The 19,312-nt window shown below is 35.2% G+C and carries 11 protein-coding genes and 1 pseudogene; 4 read left to right on the top strand and 8 right to left on the bottom strand.

From position 1 onward, the window contains the following. The first annotated feature begins 105 nt into the window (after positions 1 to 105). Positions 106 to 564 (top strand): regulatory protein RecX, encoded by a 459-nt coding sequence (locus DMB68_RS13935; protein WP_110347289.1) that lies wholly within the window; start codon positions 106 to 108, stop codon positions 562 to 564. 112 nt (positions 565 to 676) lie between these two features. Here the strand turns inward: DMB68_RS13935 and DMB68_RS13930 are convergent, their stop codons facing one another. Next, positions 677 to 6,298: a T9SS sorting signal type C domain-containing protein gene (locus tag DMB68_RS13930; RefSeq protein WP_110347288.1), complete on the bottom strand. Its 5,622-nt coding sequence runs from the start codon at positions 6,296 to 6,298 to the stop codon at positions 677 to 679. A 551-nt stretch (positions 6,299 to 6,849) separates the two neighbouring features. On the opposite strand from DMB68_RS13930, the gene DMB68_RS13925 reads away from it, so the two are divergent. Next, positions 6,850 to 7,887 (top strand): NADP(H)-dependent aldo-keto reductase, encoded by a 1,038-nt coding sequence (locus DMB68_RS13925; protein ID WP_110347287.1) that lies wholly within the window; start codon positions 6,850 to 6,852, stop codon positions 7,885 to 7,887. A gap of 100 nt (positions 7,888 to 7,987) precedes the next feature. Here the strand turns inward: DMB68_RS13925 and DMB68_RS13920 are convergent. From DMB68_RS13920 to DMB68_RS13910, 3 genes and pseudogenes are all read right to left on the bottom strand, one after another. Beyond that, positions 7,988 to 9,623, bottom strand: a pseudogene (locus DMB68_RS13920) (DUF4139 domain-containing protein). Between the two features lie 64 nt (positions 9,624 to 9,687). After that, a complete protein-coding gene (locus tag DMB68_RS13915; protein ID WP_110347286.1) occupies positions 9,688 to 10,311 on the bottom strand; it encodes a murein L,D-transpeptidase catalytic domain-containing protein in 624 nt (207 codons plus the stop codon). Between the two features lie 26 nt (positions 10,312 to 10,337). Beyond that, positions 10,338 to 11,498 (bottom strand): vWA domain-containing protein, encoded by a 1,161-nt coding sequence (locus DMB68_RS13910; protein WP_110347285.1) that lies wholly within the window; start codon positions 11,496 to 11,498, stop codon positions 10,338 to 10,340. Between the two features lie 176 nt (positions 11,499 to 11,674). Between DMB68_RS13910 and DMB68_RS13905 the strand changes: the two genes are divergently transcribed. After that, positions 11,675 to 13,486, top strand: coding sequence for a tetratricopeptide repeat-containing sensor histidine kinase (locus DMB68_RS13905; protein ID WP_110347284.1), 1,812 nt, complete (start codon positions 11,675 to 11,677; stop codon positions 13,484 to 13,486). Beyond that, positions 13,483 to 14,232: a LytR/AlgR family response regulator transcription factor gene (locus DMB68_RS13900; protein WP_110347283.1), complete on the top strand. Its 750-nt coding sequence runs from the start codon at positions 13,483 to 13,485 to the stop codon at positions 14,230 to 14,232. The genes DMB68_RS13905 and DMB68_RS13900 overlap by 4 nt, the downstream gene beginning before the upstream one ends. Before the next feature lie 57 nt (positions 14,233 to 14,289). Here DMB68_RS13900 and DMB68_RS13895 read toward each other — a convergent pair whose 3' ends face one another. From DMB68_RS13895 to panD, 4 genes are all read right to left on the bottom strand, one after another. Beyond that, positions 14,290 to 16,254, bottom strand: a complete 1,965-nt coding sequence (locus DMB68_RS13895; protein WP_110347282.1) for a transglycosylase domain-containing protein — start codon at positions 16,252 to 16,254, stop codon at positions 14,290 to 14,292. 18 nt (positions 16,255 to 16,272) lie between these two features. Beyond that, entirely contained in the window at positions 16,273 to 17,634 is a 1,362-nt protein-coding gene (radA, locus tag DMB68_RS13890; protein ID WP_110347281.1) for a DNA repair protein RadA, read from the bottom strand. Further along, positions 17,634 to 18,791 (bottom strand): alpha/beta hydrolase, encoded by a 1,158-nt coding sequence (locus DMB68_RS13885; RefSeq protein ID WP_110347280.1) that lies wholly within the window; start codon positions 18,789 to 18,791, stop codon positions 17,634 to 17,636. Before DMB68_RS13885 ends, radA begins: the two co-directional genes overlap by 1 nt. Before the next feature lie 166 nt (positions 18,792 to 18,957). Next, on the bottom strand, positions 18,958 to 19,308 hold the full coding sequence (panD, locus tag DMB68_RS13880) for an aspartate 1-decarboxylase (protein ID WP_031456621.1): 351 nt from the start codon (positions 19,306 to 19,308) through the stop codon (positions 18,958 to 18,960). Positions 19,309 to 19,312 lie beyond the last annotated feature (4 nt).

The raw sequence follows: 19,312 nt of genomic DNA, 5'->3' as shown, positions 1-19,312 counted from the left end.
TTTGTGTTAATTTACCGTTTTTTCTGTCTTTTTTTTACAGACTTAACAATTGCGATATTTTATTTAAACTTTACATTTGTACTTAATATTGAATATTATTTTTAAATGACTATTAAAGAAGCACTACAAAAACTTGAGCATTTTTGTGCCTATCAGGACCGTTGTCATGATGAAGTAGTAACAAAACTATACGATTTAAAAATGTCTCCGGACGAAATCGACATTATTGTTGTAAAACTTATTGAGGACAATTTTTTAAACGAAACCCGTTTTGCCTGTAGCTTTGCCCGCGGTAAACACCGTATTAAACACTGGGGAAAAATTAGAATTGTAAATGAACTTAAAATCAGACACATTTCTACAGCTAACATTAATCTGAGTTTAAAAGAAATTTCACCTGATGAGTACTACAACACATTTGATCAACTTTCTCAAAGATGCTGGAATACTATAACAGAAACCAACTCTTTAAAAAAACGAAAAAAATTTTGCGATTATATGCTGAGAAGAGGCTATGAAAGCAATTTGGTTTATGATAAAATGAAAGAGCTCGAACTCCAATAGATCTTATTAATTGTTAAACTATTAACGACTAATAAATAATCTCTAAATCAATGTCACAAAAAAATCCGACAACTTTCGCTATCGGATTTTTCAATTTATTGTTTTTATATTTTTATTTAAAGATTACTTTTTTGGTGGTCTCATATCCATTATCCAGAACTACTTTTACCAGTAAAACCTGCTGTTCAAATGGAAGGTGCTGAATCATCAGCTGAAGATTCTTCACCTCTTCTTTTTTGTATAATTGTTTGCCTGAAAGGTCATAAATAAACACCTTATCAATGTTTTCTGTTGTCGAATTTACTGTAACGGTTTTGTTTTGAGCCAAAACCCAAACTGCATCATCCACCGTTTCAAAATCTCCGGTTCCCAACGTTTTATTGGTATAACGCAACACAAATCGATTATTGAAAGTTCCCGCCTTTGTCGTAAATGTATAGTTTTTGGCTGTCAGTTCATTGATCGTACCGGTTTGCTTGTCTTCCAGATAAATTCTTTGGCTCGCTAAATTACCATCAGCCTGATCGATTGCAATGGTAAAATTTCCTGCAATGTTCGAACGATACCCCAAAGGAACCACATCAGTATCAGCAAATGGCAGGGCACGTCCCTGAATGGTCATGTTAGAGGCTTCATTGACACTATAAAAATCAGCATAACTGTTGCCATCAAAGGTCAATCCGTCAAAACTTTTATCATAGCTATTGGTTGCTCCTTCAACGTAACCGATTAAGGTTTGTTTAAAAGCACCACCTGAATTGGTCATATTAAGCCACAAACGGTGTTTCTCCAATACCCCTGGTTTAGACGTTTTGCCGGGTTTGAAAAATTGTGAATTATTTGTCCCGCCATAACGCATGGAATTGGTGAACTGAACATGACCAGAACCATCTTCTGCACTTGCAAAAAACGATTGTCCTGCAGCTATATAACCTGTTGGTTTTATTCCGGTATCTAAGGCAGGATTATCATTATAACCCGAGTCGCTTTTTGCAGACGTACCTACTCCCCCTGTTAAATTGTAGGCTGCATAATCATCTGAAACATAAGCATAATTTGAACCAACCTTCTTGATAGCCGTATTATGGGTCCAAAAATAGATGGTTCCCCCTAAGATACCTCTATTATTAACATTCACGAACAAGAAATCATCTGCATGCATAGCTGAAGGGTAAGGATTCCCAATCAGGTAATATTTATCTTTCTCCATATACTGGCTACTGGTAATGTTTCCATTATTGGGTCTGCCTGTAAATTCTAATTGTTGTGCATATTGGCCGCTCCAAGTATCCTTGCCATTCGGATATACTTTATTTGGCTCTGGAACACGGATGATATAACCGATTCCAGGCTGCATAGCACTCGAAGACAGCTCTTCTTTCCACACATCTCCTGTATATGAAAGGTATTTATCCCAACGGGTATTAGGTGATAAATTATACAAAGTCTGATTCTCAACAGGTGAAGACCAATAGGTAAAATCGTAAAGCTTCATCAGTTGGGAAGTTCGTTTATAGGTTATAGGTCCTGAATTATTATTTACAGTAGTATTAACATCTTGTAGTAAGCTTGCATTGTTTTCAAATGTCAAAGTTCCTCCAGTAACCGTTACTTCATTTGTAATAGTTAATGTCCTTCCTGAATTTACAATTACATTACCTGAATTTACCGTACAGCTGCAAGCCGTTATATCACTTGTCACTGTATAATTACCTTCAAAAACAATCGCATCATCTGATGTTGGAAGCGTAGTGTTATTTGTTTTTGACCATTTTGTACCATCCCATATATTAGCCAATCTCGTAATATTAACAACTAAAGGATCAGAAGTACAATTACCTTCTTTATATGTAAAATTATAAGTTCCCGCAGCCAGATTTGATATTGTAGTACTAGATCCTGTTCCTGTTATTGTAGCTGATGAGGTACCAGTTCTGTATAAAGTCCAGTTACCTGTTGGCAAACCATTTAATACAACGCTTCCTGTCGATCCTGCACAATTTGTACTAACGATAGTGCCTGAAGATGGTGGTGCAAAAGCAACTATTCTAATTCTGCTTTCTATTGATGTTTTTGTACAGCCATTTGGACTTTGCAGTACAACCTGATAAGTTCTAAAAGCTCCCGGGAATGCAGTTGGTGTATAAGATACAACGCCAGTTGTACCTAAAATATCCTGCCAGTTTGAATTATCAGCATTATCACTATATTGCCATTTTAAAATCAATGAAGGATCCGGATATGCGATTGTATTTCCTGCAATACTATGCAGGGTCAATGTTGGCAATGCATCTACTTTACACAAATCTTCTCTTCCTCCATTTACCTGTCCTTTATCTACTACTACAACATTTGTAGTATATGTTGCCGGTGATACCGCGTTACAACCATTTGAATTGTTATAATTAACAGTAACTGTTTTAGATCCACCTGTTAACCACTCAATTACAATATCATGATTTGTACTTGTACCCCTAGCAATAAGCCTGTAATCTGTATCAGGAACTCCCGAAACAGTCCACACATAATTAGACTGCCCTTGCTGTGTGGTATAAGTCATATGCTGATCGGCACATGTCTGAGCCTGAGCAAGAGTAGTAAATGTCGGTGTTGGTCTTGGGTTAGGTGTAATATTTCCTGTAGTTGAAGCAGAACTTGTACCACATGTGTTTGTGGCTGTTACAGATACTGTCCCAACTCCTGAACCAACAGTAATAGTTGCAGAAGTAGTTGTTCCTCCTGCTGTTACGGACCAACCGACTCCAGTAACTGACCAGTTATAAGAAGTCGCTCCATTTACAGAAGCAATACTGTATATATTTCCTGTTGAACCTGCACATAAATTGACTGGCTGAAGTATTGCTCCCGGAGTTACCGGAGCTGTATTCACCGTTACTGTTACTTCATTTGATATTATCGGACTGCCACATGATGGAGTAGAGGTACAAATTACTAACCATGTACCCGCTGTTAAACTGGCACCTGTTGGAGTATATGATGAAGCAGTTTGTCCACCAATAGCTGTTATTGCTCCTCCCGAAACAGAGCGTTTACCCCATTGGTAAGTTACTGTTCCTCCTCCTGTCGGAGTAACTGTCAAAGCTGTACCTGAAGCTGAAACACAAATATTTTGGGCCGTATTTGGGGTGATTGGTGCAGCCGATAAAGCTGGATTTACTATTACTGTTACTTCATTTGATATTACTGCACTGCCACATGTTGGTGTAGCGGTACATACCACATACCATGTACCTCCTGTTAATCCCGCTCCTGTTGGAGTATATGAAGCTGATGTTTGACCTCCTATGGCCGTTATTGCTCCTCCCGAAACAGAGCGTTTACCCCATTGGTAAGTTGTGGTTCCTCCTCCGGTTGGAGAAGCTGTCAAGGCTGTACCTGAACCAGAAAGACAAATATTTTGCACTGCGCTAGGAGTTACTGCAACGGCTGATAGATTTGCTGTTACCGTTACTGATACTTCATTTGATATTATTGCACTGCCGCATGATGGAGTAGAAGTACAAACTACTAACCATGTACCCGCTGTTAAACTGGCACCTGTTGGAGTATATGATGAAGCAGTTTGTCCACCAATAGCTGTTATTGCTCCTCCCGAAACAGAACGTTTACCCCATTGGTAAGTTACTGTTCCTCCTCCTGTCGGAGTAACTGTCAAAGCTGTACCTGAAGCTGAAACACAAATATTTTGGGCCGTATTTGGGGTGATTGGTGCAGCCGATAAAGCTGGATTTACTATTACTGTTACTTCATTTGATATTACTGCACTGCCACATGTTGGTGTAGCGGTACATACCACATACCATGTACCTCCTGTTAATCCCGCTCCTGTTGGAGTATATGAAGCTGATGTTTGACCTCCTATGGCCGTTATTGCTCCTCCCGAAACAGAGCGTTTACCCCATTGGTAAGTTATGGTTCCTCCTCCGGTTGGAGAAGCTGTTAAAGCTGAACCCGAACCCGTAATACAAACATTCTGAGCTGTATTAGGTGTCACTGCAACAGCTGATAAATTCGCATTTACAGTTACGGTTACCTGATTAGAAGTTACTCCTGAAGAACAAGTACCTGTAATAACTACATCATAAGTTCCTGCATTAGCAGTTGTTGGATTTGTTAAGGTAAGAGTTGATGTCGTTGCCCCGCTTATAACCCCACCATTTGTTAATGGCGTAGAATTTCTTCTCCATTGATAAGTCAAACCTGCACCTGTTGCTGCAACAGAGATTGTTTGCGTACCGCTTCCAGAACATACTGCAGGTGGAGCAACTGGTTGAGAAGATATTGATGGGGCAGTTCCCGCTGGATTTATTGTAACAGTAACTGGATAGGTTGTTGAACTTTTACAAAATGGATTATCTTTTACAACTGTCATTACTCCATTATATACTCCTGGAGCAGTCCCCCATGTATATTGAATAGTAATTGTACCACTACCGCTTGACACACCAAAATCTTGATGTTGCTGAATACCTGCTGCTGTTGCTGCTGAATCAAAATCAATATAAACTCGATTTGCGTTTCCAGTAGTCGCTGTATAAGAAAATGTAGTATTAGAGTTATTTTGGCAACCATTTGCATTTGTACTTACTAATGTAATTGTCAACTCAGGATTTACAACTACAGTAAATGGAGTTGAATAAACAACCGGACAGGCTCCACTACCTACAACAGCTCTATATTCCCAGGTTCCTGCCACCGAAGGATTTTCAGAATATACTGCTGAAGTATTTGAAATTGAAGTCCATGAACCAGAATTTAACCTTTTCTCCCATCTCACTATAGTACCTACATACCCACCCCCTAATGTCATATTTCCCGTAGAAGCATTAAAACATATGGGTGTATTTCCACTGTAAACTCCTCCCCCTACTGGGGTTGGATTTACTACAACATTTGTTGATACCGTCGAAATAAAACCATCATTTCTTCTAATATCAACAGTATAAACACCACCATGGTTATTAACATTTGCACTATTAATAGTATATGTAGCGCTACTGCTGTAAGATGGACTTGAGATTCCATTCCCTGACCATCTGTATGTGTACGTATAAGGACCTCCAGATGTTGCAGTTGGTGGAATAGCTGTAAGTACTAACTGATTTCCAGTACAAACAGGAGTATTTGAGGTTGCGCTACCAGTTCCTCCACTACTATTAAATGTATCAAAATTAGTAAGTGCCCCTCCGCCATTACCTGTACAGGCAGATACCTTAGTGGTTCCTATATAAAGTGCAGTCTGGTTACTACAATTACTATTGGTTGCATATAATTTACCGCCAGAAGACACTAAAAACGAAGTATTTGCCGGAAAGGTAACAGATTTATTACTTGTAAATGACATAGTACCATTTGACATGATACTCACACTAGTAGTATTAATACTTATATCATTATTAATGACTAACTCTCCACTAGTCCCGGATCCAATTACCAAAGAAGTAAAACTATTTGTTATACTATTGTTTAATGTAATTACATGGGAATTTCGAATTGTTACAGTTCCTGTACCCGCATTCTGACCAGGATAACTTGTTGCTGCAACCCAGACTGTACCATTGTAATATTCCCAACTTGCAGGAGTAGTCCAGTTACCAGTCCCGACAGAGCGATAATCTCCCGTCGTTTGTCCAAAAACTGTGTTCCCAAACAAAAAAACTGTAAAAAATAAAACGGTTGCTAAAACTCTAGATTTAAGTAAAGTTTTTTTCATAATAAATATTATTAATTCTTTTTAAAGAATGTTATAGCAATTAGATTTTGTTGATTATTTCTAACATTACTACCTGACTTCAGGAGCATCAAAAAATCGAATTTTCTTAAAATTTTGCATTTCCTTTTACCTACGTAAAAATCCGTAGGAAGGATTTATTTTTGTAATCTTTTTTAACTTAGATAACAAGACAAAATTAGCTCGTAAAATCAGCTTTTTTATGAATTTTCAGACCTTTTAGATGAAAGACATTATTAGTCGATGAGCGACATATTTTGAAATAAAAAAAGTAAGAATAAGAGGTATTTACCTACAATAAAAATTACGTTAGCCACGGGTTTAAGTAATATTATTACTACATAAAAAAATACAAAACATCTGATTTTCAATCCTCAATGATTTTTATAAAAAAAAGAAGCAAAAAAGTTAGATTTCTATAAATCAAACCATTGAGTTTTCATAAAAATGCTTACGCGTTTTTTAACTCTTGTAACTTTTTCATTTAAAAAATACGGTTGTATCTTTGAGAAAATATTGCAATACCACAAAATATGAAATATACTACCCTGCCCAATACCGATATAAAAGTGAGTAAAATTTGTCTGGGAACTATGACTTTTGGCGAACAGAATTCAGAAGCTGAAGGACATCAGCAAATGGATTATGCTTTTGAAAATGGCATCAACTTTTTTGATACAGCCGAAATGTATTCGGTTCCGGGTCGTGAAGAAACTTATGGAAGTACTGAGAAAATTATCGGTACCTGGTTTAAAAAAACAGGAAATCGTGATAAAGTTATTTTAGCTTCTAAAATTGCTGGCCCAAATCCAAATTTTGGATATATGCGAGAGAACTTAGATTTCTCACCAGCAAGTATCAGATACGCTTTAGAAAACAGCCTAAAGCGTCTTCAGACAGATTATATCGATTTGTACCAACTGCATTGGCCGGAACGTAAAACGAATTGTTTTGGACAACGTGGATTTAAAGTTCAGGATGAAGCCTGGGATGATAATTTCAGGGAAGTTCTGGAAACTTTTGATAGTCTGATCAAAGAAGGTAAGATAAAACACATTGGCGTTTCAAACGAAAATGCCTGGGGAATGATGCGTTTTCTTGAAGAAAGCAAATACCAAAATCTTCCAAGAATCAAAACAATTCAAAATCCGTATAATTTATTGAATCGCCTTTTCGAAGTTGGTTCTGCCGAAGTTTCCATTCATGAAAATGTGGGATTGCTGGCTTATTCTCCGTTAGCTTTTGGAGTTTTATCTGGTAAGTTCTTAACCGGAGAACCTCACCCAAATGCCAGAATCAATCTTTTCCCTCAATACAAACGTTATAATAGCGAAGAAAGCACTCACGCAACCCGTTTATATCAGGAAATTGCTCATAAACACGGATTGACTTTGACTGAACTGGCTTTAGGTTTTGTGTTACACCAGCCTTTTTTAACAAGTGCTATTATTGGTGCTACAACATTAGATCAGTTAAAAGAAAACATTGCAACTGTTGATATCACGCTTTCAAAGGAAATCTTATCTGAAATTGAAGAAGTTCAGACTATTATTCCTGATCCGGCTCCATAAATTTCTATTTTTACTAAAGACTTTAGTAAACATGAATTCCACAAATTAACACAGATAAGTCAGTGAAAATTTGTGGAATTTGTATTTCAAGTCTATTGTGTTATAAATTTAAAACCTGATCTTTAGGATATTTTACTCGGTAACTAATTCTGAATTTCTTATTTTCATTAGCCTTCAGTTGTAATTGCCAGGTAAGTATTCCGGTTTCAGTATTTATTTTTGCTCCATCACTTTGCAGCAATTCTATCTCAATGTCTTTATTCGTGCTTAACGGATATTGATCTTTCAACAACAATTCAACTGCCTCTTTTTTGTTATTTCTAACCGTAATATCAAAAGTAAAAGTTTGTTCTTTTTTATTAGACAAAAACTTAGTTCCTGATTTATCAGCTACTTTTTCACGTTTAATTGATACTTTTTTATCACGTCCCATACTCAGGTTTAATGTATCACCGGTTTGGTTGGGTTCGATAAAAGTTTTACCGACATACATGCCTTCAAAAATAATATTGGCTTCTCCGCGAAGTAAATTGTATTTGCTGCAATCTGCAATTTCAGCGAGCAAAAAAGCTTCATTTTCGACCTTTGGAACCGAATAATATTTATACGAAGCTGGCAGTTTTATTTCTTTTAATGAAACGCTGTGTACTTTCCCATTTGATGAAATATCATACGGAATATCAATATCAAAAGAAATATTAAGCTGATTTTCTGCGACAGTTGTGTAATTTGAAATGGATGATTCCATCATTACAGGTGCAGCTGATTCCATCAATTTCTCTTCTGATTCTTTTTTGAAAAGACTTCCCTGCAGCTGATTCCTTGTACTCATTCCATAACCAACAACAACTGCATCATTGTAAACCTGATTTGCCAGAAACCAGGAACTTAATATTGGAGCCTGATTGTTTTGATTTGGAATACCGCTTGACAAAGTCAGTTTTACTTTTTTCCAGTCAATTCCGGTGTTTTGAACCACTTGTCCTTTATACATCATATTAATTGGCGAAGTAACACTTTCAGCACGTAAATCATAAAAAGGAGTCCAGGTTGCATTATTGGTCAAATACGAAATGTCAAACGGAATTATTCCTGCTGTTTGATTCATTACCTGTAAAACTAATTTCCCAGAAGAGGTCTTTTCTTCTTTAGTAGCATTCACTTCGAGTTTGTTGTTGAGTTTTTTCAGGAGCTCATTCAGTTTTTGCTGTTTCTCTGAAAGCGTATTGATATTGTTGGCAATCTCAACTTGCTTATTTTTATAATAATCAACCATTTTCATTAATTCGGTTACATTCAAACCTGAATTTACACCTGAAATCTGTTGGTTTTTGTCTAAAAGCTGAATCGTTTTATTTTCTGAATTAATGAAATTAGTCACCTTCAAAATTTCCTTCTGAACCAAAACGATACTGTCTCTCACAATTTTTAACGCCGGAGATTTGGAATCAATATCATACTCAGAAATATAATTATTTGGTAAACTGAACCGAAAGAACCGTTAGATTCGCTGGCGCACCTATTTGAATTGAATTTTCATTTAAATTCACAGCAACATTCTTGATAACGATTTCACTTGCACCTGCAGGCAGAGTAACATTTGCGGTTTGAGATAATTCAGCGGCATTAAAATATACAGTCGCTGATTTTACTTTGGCTGTTGTAAAAATTGGTTTTTGCGCAAAAGCAAAAGTGCCAATCAGTAGTAATAGAACTATGATTTGTTTTTTAATCATTCGTTAGGTTTTTAAGTTATTTTTTTGAAAGATACAGATTACAAATATCCCAAAATGGATTGATTTAATAGTATATCACAAGAATGATTTTCTTTTTTGAGTTATCAATAAGTTTTTCCATAACTCCAAAAAACTTTTCATTCACCATTGGACAACCCAGACTGTTGCAGATTGGATAAGGCTGTTCATCAAAAGGAACATCAGCATATTTATGAAAGACAATATTTCGGTCAAAAGCATTACTGTTTGTTTTCTCTAAACCGTATAATTTATAAGCTTTTCCAAAACTTCCTGAATAAGAACCTCCAATCGCATATTTACCTAAGGAACTGCAATTAGAATTCTTTACATTACTGAATGTTAGTTTTCCGGGAATTCCTGTTTCTGAACCGGAACCATGAGCCACCAAACCTTTATTCGTTATTTTATTAGATTTTAAATCGTAAATAAAAAACCGGTTTTTTCCTGATTCTATCTTCATATCTAAAAAGAAGGCAACATCTGAATTGTATTTCGGAGATTTCCCCAAAAATCTCCGAATCTCAGTTATCTCACTTTTTAATTTCTCTTCATAGGAATAAACCGGTTTTGCCTTTACGGCTTTAAAAGTCTTTTCGTTGTTATTTCTGCATGCAAAACTCACGCCAAAAATTCCGATTAAAAGCAAGATGAAAATATTATTTTTCATATTTTACAGATTGGCTTTAGAATATGCTATTTTTCAACTGTATAACCTTTCACCTTTGCAAAACCCAGTATTGATGTGTTGATTGCATTACCTAAATCATCCTGTTTTTTACTTTTCTTAGACTCTGCATCTATATATTCCTGACGTTTTTTGGCCAATACACTAATTTCTTTTTGAATGGTTTCTCTTTCTTTCGATTTTTGAGCTACAAAAGTTTTTATCTCTTCTGACGATTTGTTTTGAAGTTCTGTTGGCAGTTCTTCTTTCTTTAATTTTGAAATAGCAGTTGCATCATCTTTAACTTTATCAACCAGATCCCAGCTTTGATTTTTATAAACCGCTTTAGATTTGCTTACCGCACGGTCTGTATAATTCGCATTCGAAACCTTTTTTGCATTTTGATCCTGAACTGCCTGGTTCATTTTTTTCTCATGACCTTTTGAACCATAATTAATATAGGTTTTGTTGATTTTTTCATCACATTTTGAAATTTCTTCATCATATGGAGTAGCAATATATCGTACGGACTCATTCGAATCGATATTAAAATATTTTCCTTTTCCGTGATCAGCTCCATCTTTCCAGTAGATGTTTATTCCCGTGGTCTTGTCACCACAGAAAATGGTATTTACATAAATATCATTCTTTAAAGCATCACTGATTGCTTCTTTGTAATTGATGCCTCCCTGATTAAAATCTTCGTTGCCGGCAATGTAAATGAGTTTCATATTGCTCTTTTCTCTCGCCCATTTTAATTGTTTAGTGGCATCCTGAATAACGGCTCCGCAATATTCATTACCGCCATTGGTTCTTAAAGCAAATAGTTTTTCTGAAATCAAATCCAAATCTGTCGAAAGCGGTGTTATTTGTCGGATGTAATTTGATTCTTTTGATAATCCGTCATTTCCGTATTCATACAAAGCAATTTCGATATCCGGAGCATTCCCTTCATATTTTAATGTTGTCAATGTATTGACGATGTTCCAAAGCCTTGACTTTGCCTGATCTATTAATCCGTCCATACTGCTGGAGGTATCCAATAAAAGGGCGACCTGAATTTTTGTATTTTCGGTTGTGACTGTTTTTTTAGTTCTAATATCTTTTTTTGGATTTGCATGGGATGAATTACAGCTTACTAAAGAAACTATAACAGCAAAAAGGGCGGGGATAAAAAATTTAGATTTCATAATTTCTAGTTTTAATTGGTTGATTACAGATCAAACTTAAAAACTTAAAATCCTCGTTTTTTGAAGAAATGGTGAAACGGTATTTTGACTTGGTAAAACAAGTTGTAAAAGGAGTTTAAAATACTTTACTTTACAATATTAACTGAAACCTTTTCGGTTTTGTTGAAAAACAAAGAATGCAACGAATAATTAGTATCATTTTATACACATTACTGCTGATTCCTATTGGAATAACCGCACAGGATTCCCTTGCTAAAAAGAAAGCGGTTCCATCTAGTAAAATGAGCAAAATTACGAAGAGTTTAGAAAAATCGCTGGATGTAAATGATGAAGGTCAAATTGCACGGAATTACGAAAATCTGGCCAACGAATTTTTAAATAAAGGTGACAATGCCAAAGCCGAAGAATATTTTAAAAGAGCATTAAACAGTTATACCAAACTAAAACTTACAGAAGATAAAACCCGTGTGACCCGAAGTTTAGCCAAAACTCAGGAAAACCAGAAAAACTTTGATTCGGCAATTAAAAATTATGAAGTCGCCGGTTCATTGGCAAAAGATGTTTCTGAAGAAAAAATCAATTTAAACGATGCCAATCGTTTACGTAATAACGCCAATCCCGCCAGCCAGACCAATTATGTAGACTCGAATATCGAATTGCTCAAAAAGGAAAACAAAAGCAAGGAAGTTACAGAAGCTTATGTACAGAAAGCCCAAAATTCATTAGAATTAAAAGATAAAAAGGTTGCCATAGAAAGCTACAAAAAAGCAATTGCTTATGCAAAAGACAAACCCGAAGAGGTCATCAATCTTAAAAACGAAATTGCCAAAGTTTATGCTTCAGACAACCAGTTTGAAAAAGCGATTGGCATTAACGAAAAGCTTTTGGCGGAAGCCGTAACTAAACAGGATTTTACCACTCAGATAAAACAATTGCAATCACTTGCATCCCTTTATTTTAAAAAAGAAGAACCAAACAAAGCACTTGTCTCTCTGAAAGAAGCGTATGATCTGGCATCAAAAAAAGGAAATTCAACGGAAGCAAAAAGAACCTTATCAGAATTGGTGAAATATTACAAAACCGAGGGAAATGAAAAAGAAAGCATCGCATTGTATGACCAATTTCTTCAAAATTTCGATCAGTTAATCCAATCAGACACATCTTTGATTAATACTAAAAAGTTCCAGATTACAGAAGGTAAAATTCGTCAGCTTGAAAAAGAAAAGTCTCTTAAAGATGAATTAATTACGAAGAAAAACACCTTCAATTATTTTTTAATAGGATCTGTTATCTTGCTTTTACTTCTGTTCCTTTTTATTGTAAAATCGCTTTTTTCGATCAAAACAAAGAACAAGGAAATTGCTTTGCAATCATTACGACGTGAAATGAATCCGCATTTTATTTTTAATAGTCTCAATAGCGTCAATCAGTTTATTTCTGAAAACAAAGAACTCGAAGCCAACAAATACCTTACTTCCTACTCTACTTTGATGCGTGATATGATGGAAAACTCCAATAAGGATTTCATTATATTGGATAAGGAAGTCGAACAATTACAAAAATATCTGAACCTGGAACATTTACGTTTTCAGGATAAATTTGATTTTAAAATTACCGTTGATAAAGATCTGGATGCCGAAACTGTTTTTGTACCCAATATGATTATTCAGCCCCATCTTGAAAATGCGATTTGGCATGGCTTACGTTATCTGGACAAAAAAGGATTTTTACATCTAAAATTTCAATTAAGTAATGGAAAAGTAAAAGTAAGTATTGAAGATAACGGAATTGGTTTAACCAAAAGCCAGGAACTTAAAACCAGTAATCAGAAAGTACATGAATCACGAGGACTCAACAATACTAAAGAACGAATTGGTTTACTGAATGAATTGTATAAAAAGAACATTTCTTTTGCAATCAGGGAGAAAGAATTTCCGGAATCAGGTACTGTAGTTGAAATTATCTTCCCTTTAATCGATTCAATATGATGACTTTTCAAAAGATAAAAAGTGTAATTGTCGAAGATGAACTGGCGGCGCGAGAAGTGCTTAAAAATTATTTGAGCAAATATTGTCCGCAGGTGGAAGTGGTCGGGGAAGCACAGAATATAAAAGAAGCTGTACCTCTTTTGCACGAAATACAGCCACAATTGGTTTTTCTGGATGTCGAAATGCCTTTCGGAAATGCTTTTGATGTTTTGGAAGCCTGTAAAGACCTCCATTTCGAAACCATATTTGTAACAGCCTTTTCTGAATATTCGTTGAAAGCTTTAAACCAAAGTGCTGCTTATTATCTTTTAAAACCCATTAGCATCGAAGAATTGATAGTTGCCGTTAACAAAGTACATCATCAGGTTTTAAATCAGGAAATCTTTAACCGAAATAAAATTATTGTCGAGAATTTCCATGAATCCAAACCTGAAAAACAACAGGTTATTCTGCCCACTCTTGAAGGATTTGAAGTCGTAAAAATGGAAGAAATCGTTCGCCTTCGCGGAAATGGAAATTTCACCGATCTGTATCTGAATAACGGAAACAAAAAAATGGTCTGCCGATTTTTAAAACACTTTTCAGAAATTTTGCCTTTGCCTTTTATACGTGTTCACAAATCACATATCATCAATATGAATTGCGTTAAATCGTATAACAAAGGCGGTATTATTACCCTTAATGATGATTCTGAAATTGAGGTTTCTCCAACTTACAAAGATGATTTTTTAAAGAATTTTAAGTGATATTTGAAGCAAAACACAAAGTTTTAAACCCAATCTTGTCATTGTCTTCATTAAATTCTACAAATCAAATTCATCATTTATCGATAAAGAATCAACCGGAACCACGGTTGAATCCGGCGCTTTAATGCGGATTAAAGAACGGGCATTTCCGGATATGTAAACCGGCAGCTGTCCAAGCGTATCTTCCGGAATCAAAAGTCCTCTACGGAACATTAAGTTCTTAAGGAATTTTTGATTTTGCAAGGCATAATCTTTAAGATTTCCCTGATCGTTAAACTGATACATGAATTTTCGGGGCTTCGGAATAATAGTAGCCAGGTACAAACATTCATCAACACTTAAACCCGAAGGACTTTTCTGGAAATAAAACTGACTTGCTTCTCCAATTCCGTACACATTTGGTCCCCATTCAATAATGTTGAAATACACTTCAAGCATTCTTTCTTTGCTTACAATTCGGTTATTTTCAAGAATATAAACCAACAAAATTTCTTCCAGCTTTCGCGAAAGTGTTTTTTCACGAGTTAAAAACACATTTTTAATCAACTGCATGCTAATGGTACTGGCACCACGAGAGAATTTTTTCGTTCTGATATTTTTAAGAATAGACTGTTTAAACGCTTCATTGATAAATCCACGGTGCGAAAAGAAAGATGGATCTTCTGTAGTCAATACACATTTTTGCAAATAAGGCGAAATCTGATCCAAAGGAGTGTAATTCGGATTCGCATTTCCAACTAATACAGGACGCTGCAACACATTTTGAATAATCGCACGATATACAAACTCACCATTTAACTTGGTAAGATTTGCTTCTCCGTATTTGGTAATTCTTAGGTTTTCTTTATTCAGTTTGCTATCAAAAACTAAAGTATTTGGTTTGTTTTTATTGAATTTAAAATCCAGTTTATAATCAAAATTTCCCGTTGCTTCCATTCCCTGAAAATGGGTAAACAGCCCATCAGGCAACGAAACAATAAAATCCTGTGCCTTCATTTTCGGAATATCTACTTTCAAAGTATAAACCGTATCCGATTCCGTATTATATGAAACGTACGGTTTTACTTTTATTTTGTTGAGCTGCATCGTTGAAGTGCTGTCAATCGAAATAAAATCAGATCCTAATAAAAAGCGATAATCAAATCGTGCATTTTTGATAACAACGTCTTTATTGGCAATTTTTGGATGATTAATTTTCAAATTGGCAATAGAAGTGTAACCGTCAATATGCAATTCACTACCGTCTTTATCAATATTTGCCACATTTAAGCGTATCGAATCAAAACTTGCTTTTAAGTTGTAACGTTCATCTAAATAAGGAACCCTGATGGCTCCTGTATCCAAATTAAAAAAACGAATATCAGCCTTTTTATTTCTCGGGTCTGCAAAACCTTTTATATTCCATCGCTGGTCAAAATTCTTACTTTGAACATGTAAATTCGTTGTGAGTTGTTTATTGTCTAAAACCAATTTATTGATAGCAATTGTGGCTTTTTTTCCATTATCATCAATTTTAAAATCAAGATTTTCCAGTTTCATATCGGTTGGAACCAGATTCAGTAATTTTGTAATAATGCGATAAGCAACGTCAGCATATTTACGTTTTTCATCTGATGTTTCTTCTGTATCATTTTTTTTTAAAAAGGCATCAAAATTTCTGATTTTCCCTTTTTTAACCAATTGAATGTAACCATCATTGATTTTTAAAGTTCCTAACTGTACATCACCAATCAGCAAATTACTGAGGCTGATAGTAGTTTCTACTTTTTTAATATTGAAAAGAGTGTCAGCATTTTTTGGAACTAAAACAATATCAGTAAATTGAATTCCTGACAAACCATCAAAAGAAGCTTCTTTTATTGAAAAATCACTATTGTAATCAACCGCCATTTTGTGCGTTACTTTGGCAATAACTTGTTTTAAAAGCGAGTTACGAAAAGAGTAAAGTGCAATACAGATCAGTATCAATACTACAATAAGTATTTTTAAGACTTTGAAAGTTTTTTGCTTTGAAAATTTCATAAGTAAGTTTTATAAAAATTAGCCAAACAGAAAACTGGCCACATCTTCAATTTTAGCTACAAGTTCAATTTTGATTCCTGTATTTTTTAAGGCAATTTTATTGTATTTCGACACGAAGATCGTATTGAAACCTAGTTTTTCAGCTTCCTGAATTCTTTGGTCTACACGATTCACCGGGCGAATTTCACCGGAAAGACCTACTTCACCGGCAAAACAGAATCCTTTTGTTACGGGAATATCTTCATTTGAGGATAAAATGGCAGCTACAACAGCTAAATCAATTGCCGGATCATCAACAGAAATTCCACCGGTCACGTTTAGAAAAACATCTTTCGCACCTAAACGAAATCCCGCCCTTTTTTCAAGAACAGCCAAAATCATATTTAGTCTCTTAGCATTATAACCAGTTGTACTACGCTGTGGCGTCCCGTAAACAGCTGTGCTAACCAGAGATTGTATTTCAATCATCAATGGACGCATACCTTCCATTGTTGTAGCAATCGCTGTTCCGGACATTTCTTCATCTTTATGTGAAATCAATATTTCGGATGGATTGCTTACTTCCCTCAAACCGCTTCCTAACATTTCGTAAATACCTAATTCAGCAGTTGAACCAAAACGGTTTTTTAGCGAACGTAAAATTCGGTACACATGGTTTCGATCGCCTTCAAATTGCAAAACGGTATCCACCATATGTTCCAGGATTTTTGGCCCGGCAATGTTTCCGTCTTTGGTAATATGCCCGATCAAGATCACCGGAATATTGGTTTCTTTTGCAAATTTGATTAATTCGGCAGTAGTTTCCCTGATTTGAGAAATACTTCCCGCAGTCGATTCAATATAATCGGTATGAAGTGTCTGAATCGAATCAATAATTACAATTTCAGGCTGAATGGCTTCAATCTGTTTGAAAATATTTTGTGTTTTGGTTTCCGTCAGAATATAGCAATTATCGCTATCTGGCGTAATTCTTTCGGCACGCATCTTTATTTGTTTCTGACTTTCCTCGCCGGAAACATACAAAGTTTTATAAGGTAATTTTAATGAAATCTGCAGCAAAAGTGTACTTTTTCCAATTCCGGGTTCTCCACCTAAAAGCGTTAAAGATCCGGGAACAATTCCTCCACCCAGAACACGGTTCAATTCGCCATCAGTTGTGTCCATTCGAACTTCCTGAGCTGAATCAATTTCGGTGATTTTTAAAGGCCGTGGTGCTTTTCCGGTCGAAGTTGGTTCACTTTTCCAGGCTACTTTTTCCTGCTTCTGAATAATTTCTTCGGCAATAGTATTCCATTCTTTACACGCATTGCATTGCCCCTGCCATTTAGAATATTGGGTGCCGCAATTTTGGCAAAAGAAGGAAGTTTTAACTTTAGACATTATTTTGTTTTTTTGGCAAGCGTATTCATTTCATCAATTTTCTCGTACATCAAATCTTTTGTCAGCTCACCAATTGGCTGCATTTGTGAAGCATTTTGATATCTTTTCGAAGCTCTTTTCGGTTCACCCATTTTTTCATGCATCAGGCCTAGTTCATATTCACCTAACATTGCCAACGGATAATCAACATTCGCAATTTCAGCCATTTTTCCTAATTCATCGTAAGCATTATTTTTAAGGATAAGATTTTCAACAGCCTTAAAGTCATTCATCCTAACCGGAATATCAACTCCCAAAACTTCTGACATTATGTTGTATTTATTATCCAGATAATCTGCATAACCCGACTTCAGCACAGCGATTTTATCTTTAAATTCTGCAGAATTAATAGGCCTGTAAACTTCAAAAATATGATATAAGGCACTTGGAATCGAATGCAAAACTTCAGTATAATGGGTCGCATTCTTAAACACATCATATTTGTAATTCACCAACGGATTATTGGCAACTTTAATATTGCTGTCTAATTTTTCAATTGGTTCTTTTATCTTATTTATATCTCCTTCACCTGCTGACAGATAATAAAAGAAAGGTTCTTTTACCTGAGCAAATTTCTCTGCTATTCGTATTTCCATTTTTGGTGCAAGCTCTGGGCTTAAACAAATATATCCATTAAAAAGCGGCCTGTCTTTGTATAAAAAAAAGTTTATATAACTTGCCGTTATATCATGACCTGCAATAATTTTGAAAGGTGCAGTACGGTATTTCTTTTCAATATAAGGAAGTAATTCTCCTCCGACAAATTCAAAAAACTCTGCCCCTTTTTCAAATGGTACCCCTACATTTTGGTCAATAGTAGAATCATCAAAACGTTCTCCATCATGATTCTGATGTATTCCAATAATAATCATTTCCGGTAAATCATCCCAATAAACACCATAATTTATTGCCCCTAAAAAAGGATCGAATAAATAATCGCCATCCAGTAAATATAAAACAGGGTATTTTTTAGATGGACTGGTTTCATAAGAAGCAGGCAGGCCAATGGTTATTCTTCTATCGGTACCAAGTTTTTCCGATTTAATATTGTCAAATGTTTTTTGTGCAAAAACAGAAACAGAGAGTAATAAAGTAAAATATAAACAAACTTTTTTCATGATTGGGGGAAGATTAAAAAGTATTAAAATAAGATGGCAATATAGTACTTTATTTGCTTTTTTGTTAAAGAGAGTTTTTAAAAAGCAGAGAAATTTAAGACAAAAGAAATCTTGTTTGTTCAAAATAAATTTGACAAATCATAAAGAATAATAAAACTCAAAGATTTTAGGTTAGCGAATTATCATTTTCATTAGGGAAAACAATCCACGGCTTGAAGGTTTTGGCTTCTTCAAATTCCAGGGTTGCGTATGAGATGATGATAATGATATCGTCTTTTTGAACTTTTCTGGCAGCAGGTCCATTCAGCGTAATTTCTCCTGAATTTCTCTCCCCTTTAATAGCATAAGTTTCAAAACGTTCACCATTATTAATGTTTACAATAGATACTTTTTCACCTTCAATAATATTGGAGGCATCCAGTAAAGTTTCATCAATAGTAATACTGCCAATATAATTTAAATCGGCTCCGGTTACTTTAACACGATGAATTTTTGATTTTATAACTTGAATTTGCATGTTG

The sequence above is a fragment of the Flavobacterium hydrophilum genome (genome assembly GCF_003202405.1).
In the GTDB taxonomy this organism is placed as follows: domain Bacteria; phylum Bacteroidota; class Bacteroidia; order Flavobacteriales; family Flavobacteriaceae; genus Flavobacterium; species Flavobacterium hydrophilum.
This window is presented reverse-complemented; position numbering and strand designations above follow the sequence as displayed.